Annotated in this window: 20 protein-coding genes and 1 pseudogene; 4 read left to right on the forward strand and 17 right to left on the reverse strand. The window is 52.2% G+C overall.

Features of this window, described 5'->3' with window-relative positions; genetic code table 11:
- Window positions 1-193: 193 nt before the first annotated feature.
- The 7 genes and pseudogenes from trhA to HXZ99_RS11180 form a co-directional block, all read right to left on the reverse strand.
- Window positions 194-838, reverse strand: coding sequence for a PAQR family membrane homeostasis protein TrhA (gene trhA, locus HXZ99_RS11150; RefSeq protein WP_194757367.1), 645 nt, complete (start codon window positions 836-838; stop codon window positions 194-196).
- A gap of 238 nt (window positions 839-1,076) precedes the next feature.
- Window positions 1,077-1,337, reverse strand: a complete 261-nt coding sequence (locus HXZ99_RS11155) for a DUF3081 family protein (protein WP_194757368.1) — start codon at window positions 1,335-1,337, stop codon at window positions 1,077-1,079.
- Between the two features lie 70 nt (window positions 1,338-1,407).
- Window positions 1,408-1,698: a YqaE/Pmp3 family membrane protein gene (locus HXZ99_RS11160; protein WP_194757369.1), complete on the reverse strand. Its 291-nt coding sequence runs from the start codon at window positions 1,696-1,698 to the stop codon at window positions 1,408-1,410.
- Window positions 1,699-1,831: 133 nt separating this feature from the next.
- Window positions 1,832-2,575, reverse strand: coding sequence for an SDR family NAD(P)-dependent oxidoreductase (locus HXZ99_RS11165; RefSeq protein WP_194757370.1), 744 nt, complete (start codon window positions 2,573-2,575; stop codon window positions 1,832-1,834).
- Window positions 2,576-2,605: 30 nt separating this feature from the next.
- The gene (locus HXZ99_RS11170) at window positions 2,606-2,818 is read right to left on the reverse strand and encodes a DUF2061 domain-containing protein (RefSeq protein WP_194757371.1); all 213 of its coding nucleotides are present in this window, start codon (window positions 2,816-2,818) and stop codon (window positions 2,606-2,608) included.
- Window positions 2,819-3,475: 657 nt separating this feature from the next.
- Window positions 3,476-3,916, reverse strand: a complete 441-nt coding sequence (gene dtd, locus HXZ99_RS11175) for a D-aminoacyl-tRNA deacylase (protein ID WP_194757372.1) — start codon at window positions 3,914-3,916, stop codon at window positions 3,476-3,478.
- A gap of 167 nt (window positions 3,917-4,083) precedes the next feature.
- Window positions 4,084-4,953: pseudogene (locus HXZ99_RS11180) on the reverse strand (virulence factor BrkB family protein); the annotation flags it as partial.
- A gap of 140 nt (window positions 4,954-5,093) precedes the next feature.
- Here HXZ99_RS11180 and HXZ99_RS11185 point away from each other — a divergent pair.
- A complete protein-coding gene (locus tag HXZ99_RS11185) occupies window positions 5,094-6,008 on the forward strand; it encodes a bifunctional GNAT family N-acetyltransferase/hotdog fold thioesterase (RefSeq protein WP_194757374.1) in 915 nt (304 codons plus the stop codon).
- A gap of 49 nt (window positions 6,009-6,057) precedes the next feature.
- On the opposite strand, the gene hutH is transcribed toward HXZ99_RS11185, so the two are convergent.
- The 3 genes from hutH to hutC are packed head-to-tail and all read right to left on the reverse strand — an operon-like array spanning window position 6,058 to window position 10,059.
- Window positions 6,058-7,590 carry a histidine ammonia-lyase gene (gene hutH, locus HXZ99_RS11190; RefSeq protein WP_194757375.1) on the reverse strand — a complete coding sequence of 511 codons (1,533 nt, stop codon included), beginning with the start codon at window positions 7,588-7,590 and terminating at the stop codon, window positions 6,058-6,060.
- Between the two features lie 40 nt (window positions 7,591-7,630).
- Complete coding sequence (hutU, locus tag HXZ99_RS11195; protein WP_194757376.1) at window positions 7,631-9,307, reverse strand: urocanate hydratase; 1,677 nt, start codon at window positions 9,305-9,307, stop codon at window positions 7,631-7,633.
- 32 nt (window positions 9,308-9,339) lie between these two features.
- Entirely contained in the window at window positions 9,340-10,059 is a 720-nt protein-coding gene (gene hutC / locus HXZ99_RS11200; protein ID WP_194757377.1) for a histidine utilization repressor, read from the reverse strand.
- 85 nt (window positions 10,060-10,144) lie between these two features.
- On the opposite strand from hutC, the gene hutI reads away from it, so the two are divergent.
- On the forward strand, window positions 10,145-11,419 hold the full coding sequence (hutI, locus tag HXZ99_RS11205; protein WP_194757378.1) for an imidazolonepropionase: 1,275 nt from the start codon (window positions 10,145-10,147) through the stop codon (window positions 11,417-11,419).
- On the opposite strand, the gene HXZ99_RS11210 is transcribed toward hutI, so the two are convergent.
- Window positions 11,375-12,403 (reverse strand): formimidoylglutamase, encoded by a 1,029-nt coding sequence (locus tag HXZ99_RS11210; protein ID WP_194757446.1) that lies wholly within the window; start codon window positions 12,401-12,403, stop codon window positions 11,375-11,377. The two genes, hutI and HXZ99_RS11210, sit on opposite strands and share 45 nt — an antisense overlap.
- A gap of 24 nt (window positions 12,404-12,427) precedes the next feature.
- The gene (rraA, locus tag HXZ99_RS11215) at window positions 12,428-12,913 is read right to left on the reverse strand and encodes a ribonuclease E activity regulator RraA (RefSeq protein WP_194757379.1); all 486 of its coding nucleotides are present in this window, start codon (window positions 12,911-12,913) and stop codon (window positions 12,428-12,430) included.
- A 247-nt stretch (window positions 12,914-13,160) separates the two neighbouring features.
- On the opposite strand from rraA, the gene HXZ99_RS11220 reads away from it, so the two are divergent.
- Window positions 13,161-15,260 carry a putative bifunctional diguanylate cyclase/phosphodiesterase gene (locus HXZ99_RS11220; protein WP_228517964.1) on the forward strand — a complete coding sequence of 700 codons (2,100 nt, stop codon included), beginning with the start codon at window positions 13,161-13,163 and terminating at the stop codon, window positions 15,258-15,260.
- A gap of 82 nt (window positions 15,261-15,342) precedes the next feature.
- Here the strand turns inward: HXZ99_RS11220 and hslU are convergent, their stop codons facing one another.
- From hslU to priA, 5 genes are all read right to left on the reverse strand, one after another.
- The gene (gene hslU / locus HXZ99_RS11225; RefSeq protein ID WP_194757381.1) at window positions 15,343-16,680 is read right to left on the reverse strand and encodes an HslU--HslV peptidase ATPase subunit; all 1,338 of its coding nucleotides are present in this window, start codon (window positions 16,678-16,680) and stop codon (window positions 15,343-15,345) included.
- 2 nt (window positions 16,681-16,682) lie between these two features.
- Window positions 16,683-17,225, reverse strand: a complete 543-nt coding sequence (gene hslV, locus HXZ99_RS11230; protein WP_194757382.1) for an ATP-dependent protease subunit HslV — start codon at window positions 17,223-17,225, stop codon at window positions 16,683-16,685.
- 70 nt (window positions 17,226-17,295) lie between these two features.
- Window positions 17,296-17,886: an SPOR domain-containing protein gene (locus tag HXZ99_RS12385; RefSeq protein ID WP_331458497.1), complete on the reverse strand. Its 591-nt coding sequence runs from the start codon at window positions 17,884-17,886 to the stop codon at window positions 17,296-17,298.
- A 10-nt stretch (window positions 17,887-17,896) separates the two neighbouring features.
- Window positions 17,897-19,645, reverse strand: coding sequence for an arginine--tRNA ligase (gene argS / locus HXZ99_RS11240; protein ID WP_194757384.1), 1,749 nt, complete (start codon window positions 19,643-19,645; stop codon window positions 17,897-17,899).
- A 100-nt stretch (window positions 19,646-19,745) separates the two neighbouring features.
- Window positions 19,746-21,959, reverse strand: coding sequence for a primosomal protein N' (gene priA, locus HXZ99_RS11245; protein ID WP_194757385.1), 2,214 nt, complete (start codon window positions 21,957-21,959; stop codon window positions 19,746-19,748).
- Between the two features lie 269 nt (window positions 21,960-22,228).
- On the opposite strand from priA, the gene rpmE reads away from it, so the two are divergent.
- Window positions 22,229-22,441: a 50S ribosomal protein L31 gene (rpmE, locus tag HXZ99_RS11250; RefSeq protein WP_194757386.1), complete on the forward strand. Its 213-nt coding sequence runs from the start codon at window positions 22,229-22,231 to the stop codon at window positions 22,439-22,441.
- The last annotated feature ends 145 nt before the right edge of the window (window positions 22,442-22,586 follow it).

Raw genomic sequence — 22,586 nt, forward strand, 5'->3', positions numbered from 1 at the left:
TCCGGGGCTTTTTTTTGCCTGCAATTCAGTAGCCATAGAGGCTTTCTGACAAGCAAGCACACCGAACTCGAAGCGCAGGCAGAAACCTCTAGGGCAAGGCATAATCGGAGCGATTGAGGGAGCGTACACGTAGTACGTGACCGATTGAGGTTCGATTATAACGCAGCCATAGAGGCTTTCTGACAAGCAAGCTCTAAGCTAAAATTACGCCGTAAATCACTGCCAGAAAATGCGCCACACTCGCGGCCAACACAAACACATGCCAAATCGCATGGTGAAATAGCATCTGCTTGCGCACGTAGAAAATCACGCCGAGGGAATACAAAATACCGCCACCTAGCAGCCACACTAAACCAACCATAGGCACGTGTTCTAGCATGGGCTTCATCGCCACAAGCGCCATCCACCCCAAGCCTAAATAGAGCGTGAGTGACAGCCACTTCACCCGTTCTTTTTTCATTGTTTCGAGCAGGACGCCTAAAATGGCGATACTCCAAATAATGATAAACAAGGTCCAGCCCCAAGGGCCGCGCAAGTTAACTAGCAAGAATGGCGTGTAGGTACCCGCGATAAGAATAAAAATCATGGCGTGATCCATAAGCTGGAACACGCGCTTTGCTTTCGGATGGGTGATGGCGTGATAAAGCGTGGATGCGGTATACAATAAAATGACCGACGCGCCGTAAATCGATGTGCTGACAACCATCCAAATGTCGCCGTACTTCACCGACAAGGCCACCATCACGGTTAACCCGATAATTCCAAGCACAGCACCGACGCCATGGCTGACGGAGTGGGCAACTTCCTCTAAGAGCGTGTAATTCTTCGCTGAACCCATTCATCACCTCTAATCAGTTACTCGTTCATCCGTAACCAACGCACCGCGTTGGAAGGCACCCTAACCAACGCCCGGGTTGGAACACTCCGTAGCCAACGCACCGCGTTGGAAGGCACTCTAACCAACGCCCGGGTTGGAACACTCCGTAGCCAACGCACCGCGTTGGCCCATAGCCTCAAGCGAAATTCAGCCCCGCACCAACGCATTGCGTTGGCTACCAAGCATTTCGCATGGGCATTTAATCATAGTTTTCATCGATATACTTGAGTTTCTTCGCAAAGTTCTCGAAGGCCCGCTCTGAGTCGTAATCGAGGTGATAGGTGTTGTGAAAGCCAGTGCGCAACTTCACGTTGAAGCCTTCAAGGTACACCGTATAACCATCGTGATCGGTAAAACCGGTGATGCCTTCAAGCTCATTGCGCTCGTCTTTATGTTCACCGTGATCTTTGATTTTCTCATATACCGATAGAATCAATCGTACGCTTAAATCTTCTTTCATAGCCGCTCCCAAAAGTGCGATCTTGAATTAGATCTATGGCACCGGATACGCAGAAACTCAAGGGACAGACCTATTTAGTTTCGTCTTTTGGCGGTTTACTTTGGGTTGCCGAACCTCTATGCGGATGAACTTGTCCCTCGGCCTGTTGGTAATGGCGGTGGGTTAACACAAATGCATGGATAATAGCGACCACATACAGAACCGGCGCTGCCGCATAAGCTCCGGGAGTTTCTCCACCGGTTGCGACACGAAATAGCAAAAGAGACGCCAAATAAATGGCTAAGCTCAGCCACATTTGTTTACGTGCACCGGACATCCACACGGCAACAGGGGGCAACACTAACGCCAATAAGTAATTCATAATGCAGATCCTTTCTTGTTATTTGGTTCGCGTTCTGCGCAATTATTAAGAAGCCACAAGAATCGCTCAGATTACGACAAACGGCAAGTGGGAATACCCTTTTATGGGTCAGATTGCATCGTGGTTACAGGAACTACCACGGCAGTCGCTTACCATCCCAGAACCAAAAATCTCCGGAATCTTGCGGAGATAAATTCCAGATCACCGAACAAATCCGCTCCGCAGATTGCTCCGCCGAGTAAAGCTTATCTTTTGGCAAACGCTCCTGAAAAGGCTCCGATAATTTTGTATCCGTCGTGCCCGGGTGAATGACCGCCAGAGTCAGATTTTTATGTGTGCGCTTTAGTTCAATGGCCGCAGTTTTAAACAGCATATTTAACGCCGCCTTGGAGGCGCGGTAGCCATACCAACCACCCAATTGATTATCCCCGATGCTGCCGACCATGGCACCGAGTTGCACCAAGAAACACGACTCCTTTCTCGCAAGCACAGGTTTGAGAACTTGAATAAGTAGTGCTGGAATGGTGGCATTGACGCGAAAATACTCTTGCAGCTGTTCTTGTTTCAATTGTTCGATGCGCCGCTCGGGTTGCCACTCGCCATGCTCAGGATGCTGTTGATGCAACCAGCCAATCGTGGAAATAACACCCTTGAGTTGCACCTCTTCTTGTAGCCATTGATCGACCATTTGCGCGGCCGCATCGATCACCTCACCGGCGTATTGATGCCACCGCAGATTCGATATCTCAGACAATGATGACGGACACTCACCGCGACTGAATCCATGAATCACAGCCTCAGGTTCGCGCTTATGCAATTCCTGCACAAGTGCCTCGCCCAAACCACCTCCGGATCCAAACACCGCGTACACTGCCATACCAACTCCTCAGTCATAACTCGACATAAGTTACACCGACACACCAAGGGAATCCGACGCCGCCGCAGAATCTTTTTTGTCGAAACGCTGCCACGCCTTCTCATGAAAGAAGTACGCAATAGAGTTCACTGCTGGTTCAATTAACGCCACCAATCCACCTAAAATAAAGCTGCCAGTAAGCAACCACGTCACGCCAAAGGCCACCGTAAAATGCACAATGGCGAATGAAAATGTCTTTTTCATGAAACAACCCTCCTGCCGTCAATGTATGAAATACATCGATCTATATATCGATAATAGCGATTATTATTTACGCATCCATCAGTTAAAACCGATTACCGAGTTCGATAGATCCCCAACGGCACCGGGGATATGGGGCAGGTGTGGCGTCGGGCGGGTGTGCCGGGGATATGGGGTCAGGGTATGGCGCCGGGCGGGTGTGTGCGGCATGGATGCCGCGCCCAAGCCCCCAGGGATGGGTTTACGGCGTCCCGCACGGGGAGATGCCCTGACCCCGTGTCCGCACGTAGTCAGGGACCAACGCGGTGCGTTGGCTACCAGTGCGCGCAAGCTGTGCCGGGGATATGGGGTCAGGGTATGGCGCCGGGCGGGTGTGTGCGGCATGGATGCCGCGCCCAAGCCCCCATGGATGGGTTTACGGCGTTCCGCACGGGGACATGCCTGACCCCGTGTCCGCACGTAGCCAGGGACCAACGCGGTGCGTTGGCTACCAGTGCGCGCAAGCGGTGCCGGGGATATGGGGTCAGGGAGTGGCGCCGGGCGGGTGTGCGCGGCATGGATGCCGCGCCCAAGCCCCCATGGATGGGTTTACGGCGTCCCGCACGGGGACATGCCTGACCCCGTGTCCGCACGTAGCCAGGGACCAACGCGGTGCGTTGGCTACGGGGAGGTTAGGGTAAACGTGACCGGGCCGTCGTTTGTGAGGCTTACTTGCATGTTGGCGGCGAAGCGACCGGTGGCAACGGACACGTTAAAGCTGCGTACTGCATCGCAAAAGGCATGATAAAGCGCCTGAGCGTGTTGCGGTGAGCCAGCTGAGGAAAAGCTGGGCCGCCGCCCTTTGCGAGTATCGGCGGCCAGAGTGAATTGCGAAACAACCAGCACTTCACCTTGAATATCGCGGACATCCAAATTCATCTTGTCTTCGGCATCGGCAAAAATTCGGTAGCCGACAACCCGCTCCGCCAGCCGTTTAGCATCATCCACAGTGTCGTCACGCTGCACACCGAGTAGCACCAATATACCCTGATCGATAGCGCCCACCGTTTCACCATCCACCGAAACCGCGGCTTGCGTCACCCGTTGAATTAAAGCAATCATGCGCTGCCCTTTGCACTACTCTTTTTCTTCGTATTGCTCGCTTTTTTCTTGGTGGTTTTCTTCTTCTCCGGTTTCTTCTCTTCAACGTCCTGCATCTTCGCAGGCGATTCTTCTTCCGTCGCATCTTCCCCGTCGGCTGCTTCCTCTTCTTGCTCCGACGGCGGCAGCGGCTCATCTGGATCGTCTAGAAACTCACTGATACTGACGCTCAATTCAGCCCCAAGCAAAATGATGTTCCACGACAGATAAATCCAAACAATCAAAATAGGTATCGTCGCCAAAGCGCCATAAATCAGCTCGTAGGAAGGGAAATACTGCAGATAAATACGAAATCCGTTTTTGGCTAACTCAAACAAAATGGCAGCAACCGCCGCACCCCAAATGGCGTGACGAAATTTCACCACCTTATTAGGCACCATGACATACAGCAAAAGAAACGCCATGGCGCTGGTGAAAAATGGGAATAACGTAAGTAGGGCCGCTTGCACCCCGGTGACATAACCATCCGCAAGCGCTGCGATAGATAACAAATACGACGACAAACCAATGCCAGTACCCACCAGCACCGGGCCCATGGTGAGCACCATCCAGTACACCGCCAAACTAATGATCATGCGCCGTTTGTTCTCGACCCGCCAAATCTGATTCATGGCTTTGTCGATGGCGTTAATCAGCATAATGGACACTACGAACAGGAACACCACACCAATGGCTGTCATCTGATTGGCGTTCACTACAAATCGATTTAGGTATTCCTGAAAGGCTTCACCGCTGGTCGGTACTAAGTTATCAAGTAGCGCTGATTGCAAGGCCTCGCGGGTTTCTGCAAACATTGGGAAGGCCGCGAACATCGCAAACATCACCGCCAGCAAGGGCACTAAGGAAAGCAAACTCACGTAGGTAAGGTGACCTGCCATCACATTGATGCGGTCAGTGGCGCAGCGGCGCATGAAATAGCGAAGAAAATCGAAGCTGGTGCGAATCGCGCCCGGAGCATGGGTTCTAAAAATCTGCCACAATTCTTTGCTACTTCTCATAAATTGGTCATACCTTCCGTCAATGAAGAGTTCTTATTGTGGCAGGCATCTAAATTTACGACAAGTCGCCAATTCCCTATCTTGATTCTCTGGCAGCGCTCGCATACCCTCGTCTGTCTTACTTTATTTTGGAACAGATCATGGAATATCAGATCGTCGCACCAAAAACCGAGCAAGAATTTGCCGACTACTACGACCTGCGTTATCAAGTATTGCGCAAGCCGTTTGAGCGTCCGCGCGGCTCTGAAAAGGATGAGTACGATATTGTTGCTGAGCATCGCATGCTTATCGATGATGAAAAAAATTTGCTGGGTATTGGTCGTCTGCATTTTAACAGCCGCGACGAAGCTCAAGTGCGTTTTATGGTGGTAAAGCCGAAGGTACAAGGCGAAGGCCACGGCGTACGCCTGCTCCATGCATTAGAAGTGCTCGCTCGGGAAAGTGGCGCCAAGCGCGTGATTATTCGTTCCCGCGATGCCACCCTCGGTTTTTATCTTAAGTGTGGTTATGAGATTCACCAAGAAGGCAATACGGTGGATAACCCCATGGCAGAACATTTGTTGGTGAAGAAGCTCGATCCGGTAAACCATATTGTTTATCGACCGCAGTGGTGTGTAGAGCTTGAGGCCACATGGCACGAAAAAATTCCTATTAGCGAAGCCATGGGCATTCGCGTGCATCAATACACCGGCCGTGAATTTGAATTACGGGCGCCGTTGCCGCGCAATATTAACGTTCATAACACCATGTTTGCTGGCAGTATCTACACCCTCGCCACCCTGACCGGTTGGGGCCTGATCAGTTTACAAATGCGCGAGCGCGGTATTGAAGGCGCCGTTGTGCTTGCCGAAGGCACTATTCAATATCAGCAACCCGTGCGCTCACACCCGCGCGGCCTCGTTCATCTGCATGATATGCAAGGGGATATGAGTGTGGTGACCCAAGGCAAGAATGCCCGCATTCAACTGACAACGCGTATTTACGATGGCGAAAACCACGCCGTAGCCGCTGAGTTTACGGGTCAATACGTTATTTTAGCGCCCCGCGACTCATAAAAAAGGGCTCTTCATGGAAGAGCCCTTGATTTTAGATTGCGCGATTTGATTAACTTAAACGCAGTTCTACCATCTCAGTTAGTTCACCGGAACGCACCAATTCAGCAATGGCGATAATGTCGGGCGAGAAGTAGCGATCTTCATCGTAAAATGAAACGCGCTCACGCACTGCACCATGGGCTTTCTCAATGGCGGCCGACGACTTCAACGGGCGGCGGAAATCGACACCCTGAGCCGCACCGAGCAGCTCAATTGCCACAATGTTGGCCACATTCTCAGCGATATCTTCTAACCGACGTGCCGCAAAGGTAGCCATAGATACATGGTCTTCCTGATTCGCCGACGTGGGTAAGCTATCGATCGAAGCCGGATGGGCCAAGGTTTTATTTTCTGATGCCAAGGCCGCGGCTGTGACTTGAGCCAACATAAAGCCCGAATTTACACCGCCATTTTCCACCAAGAACGGGGGCAAGTTACTCAAGTTGCGATCCACCAACAGGGCGGTACGACGCTCCGATAACGAGCCCACTTCCGACACCGCAATAGCTAACATATCTGCCGCCATTGCCACCGGTTCCGCGTGGAAGTTGCCACCCGAAAGAATGTCGTTGTCTTCGGCAAAAACCAACGGGTTATCGGTAACGCCATTGGCCTCACAACCTAATACCGTGGCCGCATAGCGGATTTGATCCCAGGCTGCACCCATTACTTGCGGCTGGCAACGCAAGCTATAGGGGTCTTGCACCTTGCCACAGTTGGTATGGGATTCGCCAATTTCGCTGCGCTCAGCCAGTATCCGCCGCAATTCTGTCGCCACGTCAATTTGGCCCGGCTGTCCGCGTACCGCATGAATGCGCGCGTCAAAAGGTGTGCGCGAACCAAGGGCGGCTTCCACCGACATAGCACCGGCAAGGAGCGCCGATGCGAAAACGTCTTCAATGGCAAATAAACCATGCAACGCTAACGCCGTCGATGCTTGGGTGCCGTTCAACAACGCCAACCCTTCTTTTGGTGCCAGCTCCATCGCCTCTAGCCCGAGTTTTTTCAATCCTTCCTTCGCTGGCATGCGCTCCCCAGCGATGCGTAGCTCGCCTTCGCCCAATAAAGGCAATACCAGGTGCGCCAACGGCGCTAAGTCGCCACAAGCGCCTACAGACCCCTTCTCGGGCACGCAGGGATACGCTTCGTGATTCACCAACTCAATGAGGAAATCAATCACTTCTGGACGCACCCCAGAGTAACCCCGTGCCAGTGAATTAATTTTTAGCACCAACATTAAGCGCACCACATGATCGCTCATCATCTTGCCCACACCTGCGGCGTGAGAAAGCACGATGCGACGCTGCAGATCCGCTAGCTGCTCAGGTTGAATACGCGTGTTCGCTAACAACCCAAAACCGGTATTAATACCGTACACAACCCGCCCTTCAGCGAGCACATCAGCCACGGTTTTTGCAGCGCGGGCGACATCCTTGCGAGCCTGTTCAGGCAAACTGACACGCACCGGCTGCCGGCTCATGGTGCGCAACTGGCTCAGCGACAGCTGGCCTGGGGATAGTTCTAATTCATATACGCTAGTCATTACGAGCTCCTACTTCAGGAAACCCTTTTCAGGGGCCTAGTTATTCGTTATCAAGCATGGGCAAATCGAGATTGCTCTCTCGTGCCGCTTCTTTGGCGATGTCATAGCCTGCATCGGCGTGACGCATTACACCCGTACCTGGGTCGTTCCAAAGAACACGGTTAATGCGCTCTTTCGCCGCATCGGTGCCATCGGCAACGATCACCACGCCGGAGTGTTGGGAATAGCCCATACCAACCCCACCCCCGTGGTGCAAAGACACCCAAGTGGCACCACCAGCAGTATTCAGTAATGCGTTCAGCAGCGGCCAATCGGACACCGCATCTGAGCCATCAAGCATGGCTTCGGTTTCCCGATTTGGACTGGCCACCGAGCCTGAATCTAAATGGTCACGGCCAATCACGATCGGTGCTTTTAGCTCGCCGTTTTTCACCATTTCATTAAAGGCTAGCCCCAGACGAACGCGATCTTTCAAACCCACCCAGCAAATGCGCGCCGGTAATCCTTGAAATGAAATGCGCTCTTTTGCCATATCTAGCCAGTTGTGCAAATGCTGATCCAATGGCAGTAACTCTTTCACTTTCTGATCGGTTTTATAGATATCTTCCGGATCGCCAGATAACGCCACCCAACGAAACGGACCAATACCTTGGCAGAACAACGGGCGAATATAAGCCGGAACAAATCCGGGGAAATCAAAGGCATTGTTCACCCCTTCGTCTTTCGCCATTTGTCGAATGTTATTGCCGTAATCAAGCACGGCCGCACCGCGTTGTTGGAAATCCAGCATGGCTTGCACTTGCACGGCCATCGACTGCTTCGCTGCCTTCACCACAGCCTGCGGATCTTGCTCACGCAATTGCGCGGCTTGCTCCATGGTCCAATTTTGCGGCAAATAGCCGTTCAATGGATCATGGGCAGATGTTTGATCGGTCACCACATCCGGGGTGATTTGGCGCTTCACCAGCTCTGCATACACATCGGCCGCATTACCCAGTAAGGCAACTGATACCGCGCGACCTTCGTTCTTTGCTTGCTCTAAACGGGCCAACGCATCGTCGAGATCCTCGGCCTTCTCGTCGACATAACGGGTGCGCAAGCGGAAATCGATGCGACTTTCATCGACTTCACAGGCCAGCATTGAGAATCCCGCCATGGTCGCTGCTAGAGGCTGGGCTCCACCCATACCGCCGAGACCGCCAGTAAGTACCCACTTACCTGCCGCATCACCGCCAAAGTGCTGGCGAGCAACGGCACCAAAGGTTTCATAGGTTCCTTGCACGATGCCCTGAGAACCAATGTAAATCCACGAACCTGCTGTCATTTGCCCGTACATCATCAAGCCCTTTTTATCGAGCTCGTTGAAGTGTTCCCAATTGGCCCACTCCGGTACCAAATTAGAGTTCGCAATGAGCACCCGCGGGGCATCTGCATGCGTTGGAAACACGCCGACGGGTTTGCCGCTTTGCACCAAAAGCGTTTGGTTATCTTCAAGGCGATCCAACACCTCAACGATTTTATCGAAGCATTCCCAACTGCGGGCTGCGCGGCCAATACCGCCATATACCACTAAACCTTGTGGATGTTCAGCAACCTCAGGGTCGAGATTGTTCATTAGCATGCGTTTGGCGGCTTCTGTCTGCCAGCTCTTCGCGGTTTTTTCACTGCCCCGAGGGGAGCGAATTTCCCGGCTTTTGTCGATCCGAGTAAAGCTCATTGCTCGTCTCCTTAAGATGATGCTGCTGCCGCTTAGCGGCTTGATCGTTGTGTTGATTTAAATGTCATGTGTCCGCCTAAGCGAAAGCGACTGCCCGGATGGGTGAGCGTGGCTTGGCTTACCACGCCATCGCGACACCAGGTACGTCGTTGAATTTGTAGGCAAGGTTCAATTGCGCTCATATCCAGCCACTCCGCAGTTTCCTTGCGCGGTAGCACCGCTTCAATTAAATGACTTGCTTCGGTAAGGGGGGTCACTTCGCACAAATATTCGTGCGGCGTACGTTGGGTAAAATCTTGTTCAAGATAATTCGGCACTAGTACCGGATTAACATAGCGATCTTCCACTTGCACCGCCTGACCATTCTCAAAGTGCGTAATCACGGAATGGAAAACTTGGCTATCTGGGTCGAGCTGCAAGGCGGCAGCAATATGAGGTGGGGTTGGTACGGCTTCTAACGAACGCACCATCGCATGATGCTTGTGATTGCGCATCTTAATTTCATCGGCAATGTTGCGAATCGTCAATAATGCCGACTGGCTTTTTAACGGCGCCACGAACGTGCCCGAACCGCGCGTTCGCGTCACTAACCCCTCATCGGAGAGCTCCTGCAATGCACGCCGAGCTGTCATTCGGCTCACATTAAATTCAGCCGACAGCTCATTCTCAGAACTCACCGGATGGTACTCGGGCCACTCCCCAGATTCTATTTTCTGATAGATATGTTCTTTAATAACCGCAAACTTAGCCATAATAGGTCCGTCTTGTAATTACGTAGGAATTTGCTATGTTGTATATACATTAGCAAGTTCGTAGAATTTAGCAAAGGGTTTTTTTATGTCGAACACCTCCATTCAACCCGGCTCAGTCACCTTCATTAAAAATGTGAAGGCCGCGACCATGACCGACGCAACCCTTGGCCTGATCGATGACGCCGCAATTGTGGCCCAACATGGTGTGATTCGGTGGATAGGCAAAGAAAATGCACTACCCATGGAGTTTCAGCATCTTGTGCTCGCGGCGGAGGAGCGCCAAGACGTGACCATGATTGATGGCCGCGGCATGCTTGCTACTCCGGCTCTTACCGATTGCCACACCCATTTGGTGTGGGCAGGAAGTCGTGCCAATGAGTTTCGCCAACGTCTTCATGGCGCAAGTTATCAGGAGATTGCCGCGAAAGGCGGCGGCATTCTCTCTACGGTAAAAGCCACGCGGGAAGCCTCTGAAGCGGCACTTTTTGATATGTCTCTGCCACGGGCGAAAGCGTTGCTCAGCCAAGGTGTCGCCCATATTGAGATTAAATCAGGTTACGGATTGCGATTAGAAGACGAACTGAAGCAGTTGCGAGTCGCCCGCCGAATTGGTGAGAGCCTGCCACTGCGCGTGAGCACGACACTGTTAGCCGCCCATGCGCTGCCCCCGGAATACGCCGACGATAGCGATGGATACATTGATTACGTGGTACGGGATATTCTGCCCGCCGCCGCGAATGAAGGGTTAGTCGATGCCGTCGACGTATTTTGCGAGAACATTGGCTTTAGCCGCGAACAAACCGATCGGGTGTTTCGTGCCGCGCAGCAGCTTGGCCTGCCTGTGAAATTGCATGCAGAGCAGCTCAGCGATCAAGATGGGTCGGCGTTACTGGCATCCTATCAGGGACTTTCTGCAGACCATTTGGAATATTTATCTGATAAAGGCATTCGCGCCATGGCCGACGCCGGCTCGGTTGCTGTGCTCTTGCCCGGCGCTTTCTACTTTCTGCGCGAAACCAAACTGCCGCCGATTCAGGCGTTACGCGATGCCAAGGTGCCTATCGCGATTGCGACCGATGCCAATCCAGGTTCATCACCACTGGTGCACCTGCCGTTGATGATGCACTTTGCTTGCACCTTATTCCAACTCACACCGGAAGAAGCCTGGCTTGGCGTAACCAAGCATGCGGCTGCCGCATTAGGGGATCACCAACAGGGCACGCTTGCCGTAGATCAACGCGCTGACATTGCCTTGTGGGATTTAGACAGTCCCGAAGCGATTTGCTACCAGTTCGGTATCAACCCGCTGCGGCACTTATTGATTGGTGGCAAGCAAGTAAGTAAAGACCAACTCACTTAGTAATTGACCACAGGCTTTGTTGCCTGCCTCAAGCCCCGCCGGGTGACAGGCAGGCGCAGCTTCCGCTAAGTGCAGGTAGCGGGCCGTAGAATACGCCGCCAACCGCTGCACAAAGGTTTGCGCTTGGGCGAATGAGACGCCGGTGTAATTAAACGCACTGGCCGGAGCGCCGGTAATCGCATCCACATCAAGTTCAATACCAAAGGGAAGCTGCCAATCGCACGCTTGCCGAGCCACTTCTGCCATCACTTTATCCATGCGACTCTGCTGCAACTGGTGCATAGACACATAACTAGCACCGGCAGCGGATAGCTGATCTAACGTTGCCCGCGAGTTTTTCGCTTCATGCAAACTGACCACTTGATAGTGCTGCAATTTTCCTTGCTGATGAGCATAGGAAAATCCGTTACCGCTATGGCGGCCTTCCAAAGGTCGAAAATCAGAATGAGGATCAAGGTTGACCGCCCCCACCGGGCTGTTGCTTGCATCCGCTAATGCTTGAATGAGGGGCAGCGCATTATTGTGGCCACCCCCGATCAGGATAACGCGAGCACCGCTGGCAAACAGTGGGGTGAGTACATCACGCACACGGGTATCGAGTTGCTGACATAAATCGCGCAGCGCGGTTAAATCTTTTGGGGTTGTTCCATCGAGAGGAGCGGCCGCAGACATTAAATCTTGGCAATCTACTTCACCGCCAAGCACGAGTCGGTCGAGCGGGAGTCGACCGGCGTCCTGCATATTCAAAAATTGCTGCAAAAATGCGGCAAAGCCAGCCTCGGCTCCACCCCGACCTAAATTCGCGCGCGGACCGATCGACTCTGGCACACCGACCAATACAATCGCCGTGTCATTCAGGCTTTCTAGCAAGGCCGACCATTGCTGCGGCGCCGCAATGGATTCACCAATGCGGGTTTCGCCAGCCCGGCTAGTAACAAATGCGCCCGGATTAACCGGGCGCCAATATGAAGGAGTATGATGCATCACGTTGCAACACCTAACTTTGTTTTATTCGATATCGAGTGCTTCCGGAGATAGGATAATTCCGGTGCTATCTGCGTACAAATGATCTTCCGGCAGGAAAGTTACCCCACCAAAATTCACGGCCACGTCGCTTTCCCCGATCCCTTCAGAGGGCGCGCCTACCGGAATTGAAGCCAATGCCTGAATACCGATGTCGAGATCTTCAAGCGCATCCACATCACGAACGCATCCGTAACAAACAATCCCTTCCCAATCATTCTCTAGTGCTAATTCTGCAATGGTGATGTCGATCAGGGCGCGACGCATAGAGCCACCGCCGTCGATTAACAACACTTTCCCAGCACCTGGGTTTTCCAAAACTGTTTCGATCAGCCCTTTGTCTTCGTGACATTTAATGGTCACGATCTGTCCGCCAAACGATACCCGTCCGCCGTAGTTCACAAACATGGGTTCAACGACATCTACTTGATCTGCGTATAGGTCACATAGTTCCGAGGTGTTGTATTCCATAAGAAACGCTCCTGCGGTGTTACGGATAAGAGGGGATTGACGCTTAGTATAAACCTTTTCCGGCAAGGAGCGAAACGATAACGACAGAATTCTCCGTAACCAACGCAATGGGTTGGTTGCCTCACCCCAACGCGGGGCCACCTGACTCCGATGTGTGGGTCACCTACGCCAAGTTCAGGTTGATTTTTGGGCAAAAAACGCGTTAAATCAGGGCTACACACATAATAAAAAAAAGATTCGTGTATTGATGCTATTCAGCGACGAAGCAGTTCTGGGAGCAACAAACGCTGGGCAAGGGCTTATGGTTCTTGGCTTTGCGCTGCTTCTCACCCATTATTTCCGGCTTTATCGACGTCCTTATCTGCGCTTTTGGTCTTATGCCGCCGTCTGGTTAGGCTGTAGTTCTGCGGTAAAATTAGTGATCGGCGCCAGCCAAGATTGGTTGGCGTTACCGGGGTTTATGGTTTCTGCACTGGAAACTACCAGCTTAACCCTGATGTATTTGTCCTTAGGATTGCTCGCTATCGGCGTGTTTGATATTACCGTTGATCGCATTCCCGAGCGACGTGCCCGGTGGCGTATCTATTTCGGTTGCTTAGCCATTGCCTTATTTACCTCAACAGAACTTGGCCCTGTTGGCGATCCGCTAACGTGGCAGCCGTTCTTCCAAAATGCCAGCCTATATCTTATTAGCGCCATCACCCTTGGCGTCATTGGCGGTGTGATTTTAGCTCAATCGACACCGACCATGGGGCCGCGGTTAATTGCCGCCGCTTTTATACTACAGGCGTTAAAAAATACCTTCTTGGTGAGCCTTCTTCTCATCGATAGCACCTGGCTTGGGTCGCAAATGGTGTGGGTAATCACCGGCATTGTTAACGTGGTATTCCTCACCTCGGCCATGCTCGGTATTACGATTTGGTTGCTCGAGGCTGAGCGGCATAAAGCCATTGATGCCATTCAAAAAGCTGAATACGTGAATACCCACGATGCGCTCACCGGCATCGAGAACCGCGATGAATTGATGACCAAGCTACCGGTGTTTATTGACTCTTGCCGAGGCGATGGGCGCGAGCTGGTTCTCTTTATGTTGGGGGTGGATCGCTTTAAAGCCATTAACGATACCATGGGCCTGCGCGGTGGCGATCGGGTGCTGGTGGAGTTAAGTCAACGCTTACAAAACCTGCAAACCCGTCCTGTTGCGGTATCACGCATTAGTGGTGATGTGTTTGTGGTGATTTATGACCATGTGCGCGGGCGCGAAGATGTATCAAACCTGGCCTACGATCTGCAACGTATTATTCAAAAGCCAATGATGATTGATGGCAAAACCATGAACATCACCTGCAGTATTGGGGTGTCACGCTATCCGCAGCAGGGCACCCGCGCTGAAGGCTTGCTCAGCAAGGCCAATATTGCCTTAGCCAATGCAAAACTGCCGGAAAGTCCGTCGGTCGTTTTCTATCGTGATGGTATGGATGACCAATACATCAAACTTGTAGATATGGAGCCTGAACTTCGTAAAGCGCTGCTACGCAACGAGTTTGTGGTGCATTTACAGCCAATTTTTGATGTCCGGACGCAATATTTAAGTGGTTTTGAGGCCTTGCTCCGTTGGCAGCATCCGATAAAAGGGATGCTCAATCCTGATAACTTCTTACCCTTTGTTGAGCAGCTGGGGTTGTCGTCGGAAGTAGACGACTGGGTACTGCGTCATTGTGCAAAGCTGATCTCGCGCTGGCGCGCTCAAGGGGAAAAGGTGTTGCCCATTGCGGTTAATTTATCCGCCCGGCATTTCCAGCAGCCTGAACTTACCGACAAATTGCGCCGTCTGTTCCGTGAATACAAGCTCAAAGCCGGCGATTTGGAGCTAGAAATTACCGAAAACGTGGCCATGTCTGATATCACCACAGGAATGAACGTACTTAATCGCCTACGCGATATGGGAATTCGTGTCGCCATCGATGATTTTGGAACCGGTTACTCATCACTGGCGTACTTGCGTAAATTGCCCGTGGATAAAATTAAGATTGATCGCAGCTTTATTAACGAACTTATGGCGAGCAAAGAAGATTCCACCATTGTGCGCACACTGATTGAGCTATCCCACGTGCTAAATAAGCAAATTGTGGCAGAAGGCGTAGAAACCGCAGAGCAGTTTGCGCTGTTAAGCGAAATGCATTGTGATTCAGTACAGGGCTTTTACTTCTCGCCACCGGTCAATGAAGAGAAATCACGCGGTATATTGCAAAAGTTCTGGCGTGAGTTTTTGCACCTGAGCCAAGCCAAATCGAGTGATGAATCCGCTATCGACAAGCCAACCCTGCCGGGAACCTTACGGGCCTAACGCGAGTGTGAGAACTGAGCGGGGTTCAGCGCGCTCATGCTTACGCACGTGCACGCCTCACCCACTCATCATCCTGGGGGGATTAAAGAATAAACCGGCTTAGATCTTCGTCGTCCGCCAAGCTGTTTAGGTGTTCATTGACATACTCACGATCGATCGTAAGTTGCTGACCATCCATATCCGAGGCATTAAACGACACTTCTTCCATGAGCCGCTCAAGCACCGTATGCAACCGGCGCGCACCAATGTTTTCGGTTTTCTCATTAACCTGCCAGGCGATTTCTGCGATCCGGCGAATACCATCTTCCGTGAACGCGATACCCACACCTTCGGTAGCCATCAAGGCCTTATATTGCACCGTTAACGACGCGCTTGGCTCAGTCAAAATACGCACAAAATCTTCTGTGGTAAGCGCACTTAACTCTACCCGAATGGGCAACCGCCCTTGCAGTTCTGGAATCAAATCCGACGGCTTGGACATCTGGAATGCGCCCGACGCAATAAACAGAATATGATCCGTATTCACCATCCCGTGCTTGGTGCTGACGGTGGTTCCTTCTACTAACGGTAGTAAATCCCGCTGCACCCCTTCACGACTTACATCGGGGCCGCTCATATCGCCACGCTTACAAATTTTGTCGACTTCATCGAGAAACACGATGCCATTTTGTTCAACAGACTCGATGGCCTTTTCTTTGATCTCTTCGGGATTTAGCATTTTCGCTGCTTCTTCCTCGATCAACTGCTTCATCGCATCCTTGATTTTCAACTTGCGCTTCTTCGCTTTGCCAGAGCCCATATTTTGGAACATGCTCTGCAACTGCGAGGTCATCTCTTCCATGCCCGGGGGAGCCATAATCTCCACGCCCATTTGCGGCATGGTGATCTCAATTTCAATTTCTTTATCGTCGAGCTTGCCTTCCCTCAGCTTCTTTCTAAATACCTGACGGGTGTTTTCCTGATCATCCGCTTGCCGAGATTCTTCCTCACCCCAGGTTTTCTTGGCCCGCGGCAATAAGGCATCAAGCACCCGATCTTCCGCCGCATCTTCCGCGCGGTGGCGTAAACGCGCCATTTCTTGTTCCCGCATCATCTTAACGGCTGTGTCGGTTAGATCACGAATAATCGAGTCCACTTCCTTTCCGACATAGCCCACTTCGGTAAACTTGGTGGCTTCAATTTTGATGAAGGGTGCATTCGCTAACTTTGCCAAACGTCGAGCAATTTCGGTTTTACCGACACCGGTAGGGCCGATCATCAAGATATTTTTCGGTGTGACTTCCTGGCGCAATTCACCATCGAGCTGCATGCGGCGCCAGCGGTTACGCAGCGCTACAGAAACGGCGCGCTTAGCATCCTGCTGACCAATAATGTGACGATTGAGTTCGTCGACAATCTCACGTGGGGTCATATTCGACATGCTTACTCCTTAGTCGCAGGTTCTGCATCGAGTACTTCGATGGTGTGGTGATTGTTCGTGTACACGCAAATGTCGCCGGCAATAGTGAGACTCTTCTCGGTAATTTCTGGCGCACTCAACTCGGTATTTTCTAACAAGGCGCGTGCCGCTGCTTGGGCATAAGGGCCACCGGAACCGATGGCAATCAGATCTTCTTCTGGCTGCACCACATCGCCATTGCCGGTAATAATGAGGGAGGTGGTTTTATCGGCTACCGCCAGCAAGGCTTCTAAGCGGCGTAGCATGCGATCCGTACGCCAATCTTTTGCCAGTTCAACGGCGGCGCGGGTGAGATGTCCCTGGTGCTTTTCTAACTTCGCCTCAAAGCGCTCAAATAAGGTAAAGGCGTCGGCGGTGCCGCCGGCAAAACCGGCAATGACTTGTCCGTTGTAAAGCCGACGAACTTTGCGGGCGTTACCTTTCATTACGGTGTTGCCCAATGAGACCTGGCCATCACCGCCGATGGCGACTTTATCGCCGCGGCGAACAGATACGATTGTGGTCATGTGCTTTCCTCTTTATCGCTGATAAAGAGGAAGTGAGGGCGCTAAGCAGAAATTTCAATAGGTGAGGGTGTTAATCTAAATTCCACAGCCAAATTTGGCAGCCGTAAATACCTGCCCGTTGCAGTTGGTTGTTGACCCGTTGCGCTGCCCGCAAATTCTCAAACGGCCCAAGAATCACGCGGAACCAACGGCCATTCGAGCCATGGCTTTCGCGCACCTGAGATTCAAAACCTTGCATGGCAATGTTGGCCCGCAAGGTATCGGCATCGTTGAAATTGCGGAATGAGCCACACTGCATGAGTCGCGGCCTCGATTCTTGCCGCTCAGGAACGTCTACTTCAACCGTGCTGTTCTCCAGCTCGCGAATGTACTGCCAACGCTCCTCCGGCTTCTCGGGTAAGGGCTCAAGCTCTCGCTCCGAGGATGCATTGGGGGAATCTTGCGATGATACCACTACTTCTGGTTCGCCACTTTTCAGCATCCACAAACCGACGCCAAAGGCGAGTACCACGAGTAGCGTGATCAGCACTTGTTTAATCGGCGGCTTGGGCGAACCGTTGCCTTTTCGGTTACGCACAGCCCCACCCGATCGTCCACCCGCATTACGACTTTTCGTCGCCGGTTTACGTTTCTTCGGAGCGCCTTTTTTTGCGTAGTCCACAGGCATAAGGTTACATCTTCTCCAGTGTATCAATTCCTAACAGTGCCAAGCCTTGCTGCAACGTACGCGCGGTTAAGGCAGCCAGTTTCAGACGGCTATTCTTCAGTGCTTCATCGTCGCTATTAAGAATAGGGCAGGCTTCATAGAATGACGAAAACGCGCCTGCTAACTCGAACATATAAGCACAGAGGAAATGTGGCATCCCCTTGTTACCCACCGACGCAATCACTTCTGGGAATTGCGCCAGCTTGCTTGCCAATGCTTCGTCTTGATCGCTATGCAAACGAATCTCACCGGTGACATCGGCCAAGGCAAGACCCGCTTTTTGGAACAAGCTGTTCACCCGTGTGTAGGCGTACAACAAATAGGGGGCCGTGTTGCCTTCGAAGGATAACATGGTATCCCAATCAAACACGTAGTCACTGGTGCGGTTTTTCGATAAATCCGCATATTTTACCGAGCTGATGCCAACAACTTGTGCGACCCGGGCTTGCTCTTCTGCCGATAAGTCCGTGCCTTTGCCGGCGATAAGTTCACCTGCTCGGCGCTCTGCTTCGTTCAGTAGATCCGCTAATTTGGTAACGCCACCGTCACGGCTCTTGTACGGACGACCATCTTTTCCTAACACCATGCCAAAGCCTAAATGCTCAAGACGCACGTGATCGCGGGCGTAGCCGGCCTTACGCGACAAGGTGAAGATTTGTTGAAAATGCAGCGATTGGCGCGCATCTACCACGTAAATCACGCGATCGGCGTTTAACGTGCCTGTGCGATAGCGGACCGCCGCCAAATCCGAAGTGGCATACAGGTACCCGCCATCTTTCTTTTGCACGATAATGGGGAGGGGCTCGTCTTCTTTGCCCTTAAACTCTTCAAGGAACACGCACTGGGCACCTTGATCTTCAACCAACAATGCTTTGGCCCGTAAATCGTCAATCACTTTGGGCAAATCGTCGTTATAGGCTGATTCTGCCATCACATCGTCGCGAGTGAGCTGCACGCCCAAGCGGTCATACACTTCTTGGCAGTGCGCTAACGACGTTTCAATAAACTGAGTCCACAACTGCTGACAATGGGCATCGCCAGATTGCAGCTTCACCACAAGGCTACGTGCCCGATCCGCAAAGCCCGCTTCATCATCGAAACGCTTCTTCGCAGCTTTATAAAAGGTTTCTAAATCGCTCAGTTCCAGCGCCGTGGACGCGCCTTCTTTTTGTATATCTTCCATGTGCGCTAGCAGCATGCCGAACTGGGTGCCCCAATCGCCCACGTGGTTTTGTGGGATCACCCGATGCCCCTGTAACTGCAGTGTGCGTGCAACGGCATCACCAATAATGGTCGACCGTAGATGACCCACGTGCATTTCTTTGGCGAGGTTGGGCGATGAGTAGTCGATAACCACGGTTTGCGGTTGCTCGGCCTGGGGCACACCCAAACGGGCATCTGTGTATGCTTGCTCGAGTTGCGCAATCAGGTGCGTACGGTCAACGCTAAAATTGATAAACCCTGGCCCTGCAATCTCGGCGCTCGCCAGTAAATCATTGTCTGGGATAGCGGCAATAATGGCCTCGGCCAAGGCCCGTGGATTCTGCTTTGCAGGCTTTGCCAACATCATGGCAAGGTTGCTGGCGAAATCACCATGGCTTTTATCGCGCGGCCGATCCAGCTGAATACGGAATGAGATATCTTCAGGCAAAGTGCCTTGGGCAATCAAATCTGCAACCGCCGACTGGAGTAACGCTTCTATTTGCTGTTTCATGGGTGCCGCACAACCTTGGAATTGGGATAAAAATCAGTTTCTTTCGAGCCCGATAGTTTAATCGTTCAGCGCCGTAAAAAAAACCGCTGAACAGCGCTTCTTAAGTGAAATCCTGCGGATCAATATCAAGACTCCATCGGGCCTTGCGCGTTTGGGCTAAGGTTTCAATCAAACTTAGCTTAGATAACAATAATTTATGCAAGGCTGCTCGGCTTGCCGCATGCAACATCAGCTGATACCGATAACGTCCAGCTTTACGTGCTAGCGGTGCTGGCATCGGTCCAATCGCGGTCACTTCGCCTGTTCCATCCTCTTCAAGTACCGCCACAATGGCTTGAAGGAGGGCTTCAGCCGCATCTTTTTCCATCGCTTCAGCGCGAAATAATGCCATTGCCGCATAAGGAGGCAACATCGCCTGCGAACGCTCTAGCAAGGCGCTGCGGGCAAAATCGGTGTACCCATTATTTACCAACTCCTGAATTAATGGATGTTCAGGATGATGGGTTTGCAGCACCACAGTGCCTACTTTACTTGCACGACCTGCGCGACCTGCCACCTGAATGTATAATTGCGCTAAGCGTTCGGCAGCGCGAAAATCGGCGCTATACAAAGCACCATCCACATCCAGTAGCGCCACCAGTGTTACATTGGGGAAATGATGGCCCTTGGCGAGCATTTGCGTGCCAATCAGAATGTGGTGCTGGCCTGCACTCACCGCATTCAGGTGTGACTCAAGTTGGCCTTTACGACGGGTACTATCGCGGTCGATGCGTACCGTTGAGTACGCTGGGAACAGCTGCTCAATACATTGTTCCAATTGCTCTGTGCCCACGCCTCGGCTCACAAGTTGCGTGCTTCCACAACCACCACATTGACGCGGAATACGCTGACTGGCGCCACAATGATGGCACTGTAAACTGTGATTATGCTGATGCACTGTCATATTTGCCTGACAGCGGCGGCACTCCGCCACCCACCCGCATTCATGGCAAATGAGTGCATTGGCAAAACCGCGCCGATTGAGAAACAACAGCACCTGGTTTCCCTGCTCCAAGTGCTTACGCATGGTACTTATTAGCTGTTCTGATAAGCCTTGCTGCATGCGTTGTTGTTTTAAATCCAGCAAAAAGTGTTTGGCAGGTTTTGCATTGCCCGCGCGCTTCTTTAATTGCAGATGGTGATAACGCCCTTGTTGCGCATTGCTCAGTGTTTCTAATGAGGGGGTGGCAGACCCCAAAACAACCCCGAAGCCTTCTTGGTGAGCCCGCTTAATAGCCAAATCTCTGGCGTTATAGCGAAAACCATCTTGCTGCTTAAATGACGCATCGTGCTCTTCGTCGATGATCAACAGCCCCAAGTTCTTCATGGGCGTAAAAATGGATGAGCGTGTGCCGATAATAATCGCTGCATGCCCTTCGCGCGCTTGCAGCCACCCCTGCAACCGCTCCTGATCACTTAAGCCGGAATGCATGACCACCACCGGCACCTTATACCGCGCCCGAAAACGAGCAACGGTTTGCGGTGTTAAGCCAATCTCGGGCACCATCACGAGCACCTGCTGACCACGCGCCAATACCGGCTCCATGGCTTGCAGATACACTTCGGTTTTACCGCTGCCGGTCACCCCTTCAAGCAGCCAAACTCGGGCCTCAGATTCTGCCAAACCGGAATGAAGCGCCGCCACAGCAACCGCTTGCTCGGGATTGAGCGGATGCGGTTGCTCGTCACGTTCTAGGCGCCAAGCTCCCACGCCAAGGGGCTCGTGAGCAACACTGACCCAGCCTTTTTCTTGCACGGTTTTTAACGCAGCAGGCGCTAACTCAAGGGCCTTTATGTCGGTTGAAGTAAGCGCTCGCTCACGTAGAGCAGCAATGATTTTACGTTGTTGTACGGCACGCTTTAAAGAATCTAGGTCAACCGCCGCCCCCTCATCGGTCAGCGCATAGCGTTTAATCTGCTGAAACTCCGGGGCCTCGCCATGACGCAGCGCAATGGGCGCTGCATGAGCCAACACATCCCCCAGTGGGTGATGATAATACTGGGCCGCCCACAGCAATAACTCCCACATTGAGGGGGGCCACAAGGGGCTCGGATCCGTGATGTGTTCAATGGCCTTTAGTTTATTTGGAGGCGTGTCAGTAACAACATGTGGCTCTGTCACAAAGCCAATCAGCGAACGGCTACCAAAGGGCACTTTTACCCGAGCACCCACGGCAATGTCTGCGCCATCCGCAGGGAGCAGATAGTCGAACTGACGCCGCATCGGGACGGGTACCGCCACGCGCGCACAACGCTGCTCCTGTTGATCTTCCATAGCCGGCCACTTCCTGTATTAAGATGAGGTTTATGCTACCACGCTCTCTTTACTCAGGGGTATCCCTTTGACACCCCATCTCTACAGCCCCTATGCACCGCTGCGTGGCGCCATACCTCAGAGCACGCTTGATCATCCGAACAAATCCCTCTATAATCCGCGGCCTTGATTAGGTGAAGTTTCATCCAATCAGCAAACGAATCGAATTAATTACGCGTGGTGTTCGTGGAAAGCACGGATGGCGATGCGGCCTGAACTGAGGTAACCCCATGAAACAAGGTATCCACCCTAAGTACGACACAGTGAAAGTCACGTGTTCGTGCGGTAACGTTTTCGAAACTCGTTCTACCCGTTGTGAAGATTTCCACATCGACGTATGTTCTGAGTGTCACCCATTCTACACTGGTAAGCAGAAAGTTCTGGATACTGGTGGTCGTGTGGATCGCTTCAAGCAGCGTTTTGGTTCACTTAAGTCTAAATAAGACGTTTGAACCTGCTCGCGCTGAGCAAAGAAAACAAGAAAGGCTGCCCTCGGGCAGCCTTTTTGTTTGCTTCACGTTTTGCGGGACCTACACGCAGCCAACACACGTAAACGACGTAGCCAACGCACCGCGTTGGTCAGGGGCC

The sequence above is a fragment of the Aliidiomarina indica genome, assembly GCF_015354615.1.
GTDB classification, from domain to species: Bacteria; Pseudomonadota; Gammaproteobacteria; order Enterobacterales; family Alteromonadaceae; genus Aliidiomarina; species Aliidiomarina indica.

Excerpts from the sequence above, each read along its gene's own strand:
- trhA (WP_194757367.1), bottom strand. The coding sequence starts at position 838 with ATGGGTTCAGCGAAGAATTACACGCTCTTAGAGGAAGTTGCCCACTCC.
- HXZ99_RS11155 (WP_194757368.1), bottom strand. The coding sequence starts at position 1,337 with ATGAAAGAAGATTTAAGCGTACGATTGATTCTATCGGTATATGAGAAA.
- HXZ99_RS11160 (WP_194757369.1), bottom strand. The coding sequence starts at position 1,698 with ATGAATTACTTATTGGCGTTAGTGTTGCCCCCTGTTGCCGTGTGGATG.
- HXZ99_RS11165 (WP_194757370.1), bottom strand. The coding sequence starts at position 2,575 with ATGGCAGTGTACGCGGTGTTTGGATCCGGAGGTGGTTTGGGCGAGGCA.
- HXZ99_RS11170 (WP_194757371.1), bottom strand. The coding sequence starts at position 2,818 with ATGAAAAAGACATTTTCATTCGCCATTGTGCATTTTACGGTGGCCTTT.
- dtd (WP_194757372.1), bottom strand. The coding sequence starts at position 3,916 with ATGATTGCTTTAATTCAACGGGTGACGCAAGCCGCGGTTTCGGTGGAT.
- HXZ99_RS11185 (WP_194757374.1), top strand. The coding sequence starts at position 5,094 with ATGGAATATCAGATCGTCGCACCAAAAACCGAGCAAGAATTTGCCGAC.
- hutH (WP_194757375.1), bottom strand. The coding sequence starts at position 7,590 with ATGACTAGCGTATATGAATTAGAACTATCCCCAGGCCAGCTGTCGCTG.
- hutU (WP_194757376.1), bottom strand. The coding sequence starts at position 9,307 with ATGAGCTTTACTCGGATCGACAAAAGCCGGGAAATTCGCTCCCCTCGG.
- hutC (WP_194757377.1), bottom strand. The coding sequence starts at position 10,059 with ATGGCTAAGTTTGCGGTTATTAAAGAACATATCTATCAGAAAATAGAA.
- hutI (WP_194757378.1), top strand. The coding sequence starts at position 10,145 with ATGTCGAACACCTCCATTCAACCCGGCTCAGTCACCTTCATTAAAAAT.
- HXZ99_RS11210 (WP_194757446.1), bottom strand. The coding sequence starts at position 12,403 with ATGCATCATACTCCTTCATATTGGCGCCCGGTTAATCCGGGCGCATTT.
- rraA (WP_194757379.1), bottom strand. The coding sequence starts at position 12,913 with ATGGAATACAACACCTCGGAACTATGTGACCTATACGCAGATCAAGTA.
- HXZ99_RS11220 (WP_228517964.1), top strand. The coding sequence starts at position 13,161 with ATGCTATTCAGCGACGAAGCAGTTCTGGGAGCAACAAACGCTGGGCAA.
- hslU (WP_194757381.1), bottom strand. The coding sequence starts at position 16,680 with ATGTCGAATATGACCCCACGTGAGATTGTCGACGAACTCAATCGTCAC.
- hslV (WP_194757382.1), bottom strand. The coding sequence starts at position 17,225 with ATGACCACAATCGTATCTGTTCGCCGCGGCGATAAAGTCGCCATCGGC.
- argS (WP_194757384.1), bottom strand. The coding sequence starts at position 19,645 with ATGAAACAGCAAATAGAAGCGTTACTCCAGTCGGCGGTTGCAGATTTG.
- priA (WP_194757385.1), bottom strand. The coding sequence starts at position 21,959 with ATGGAAGATCAACAGGAGCAGCGTTGTGCGCGCGTGGCGGTACCCGTC.
- rpmE (WP_194757386.1), top strand. The coding sequence starts at position 22,229 with ATGAAACAAGGTATCCACCCTAAGTACGACACAGTGAAAGTCACGTGT.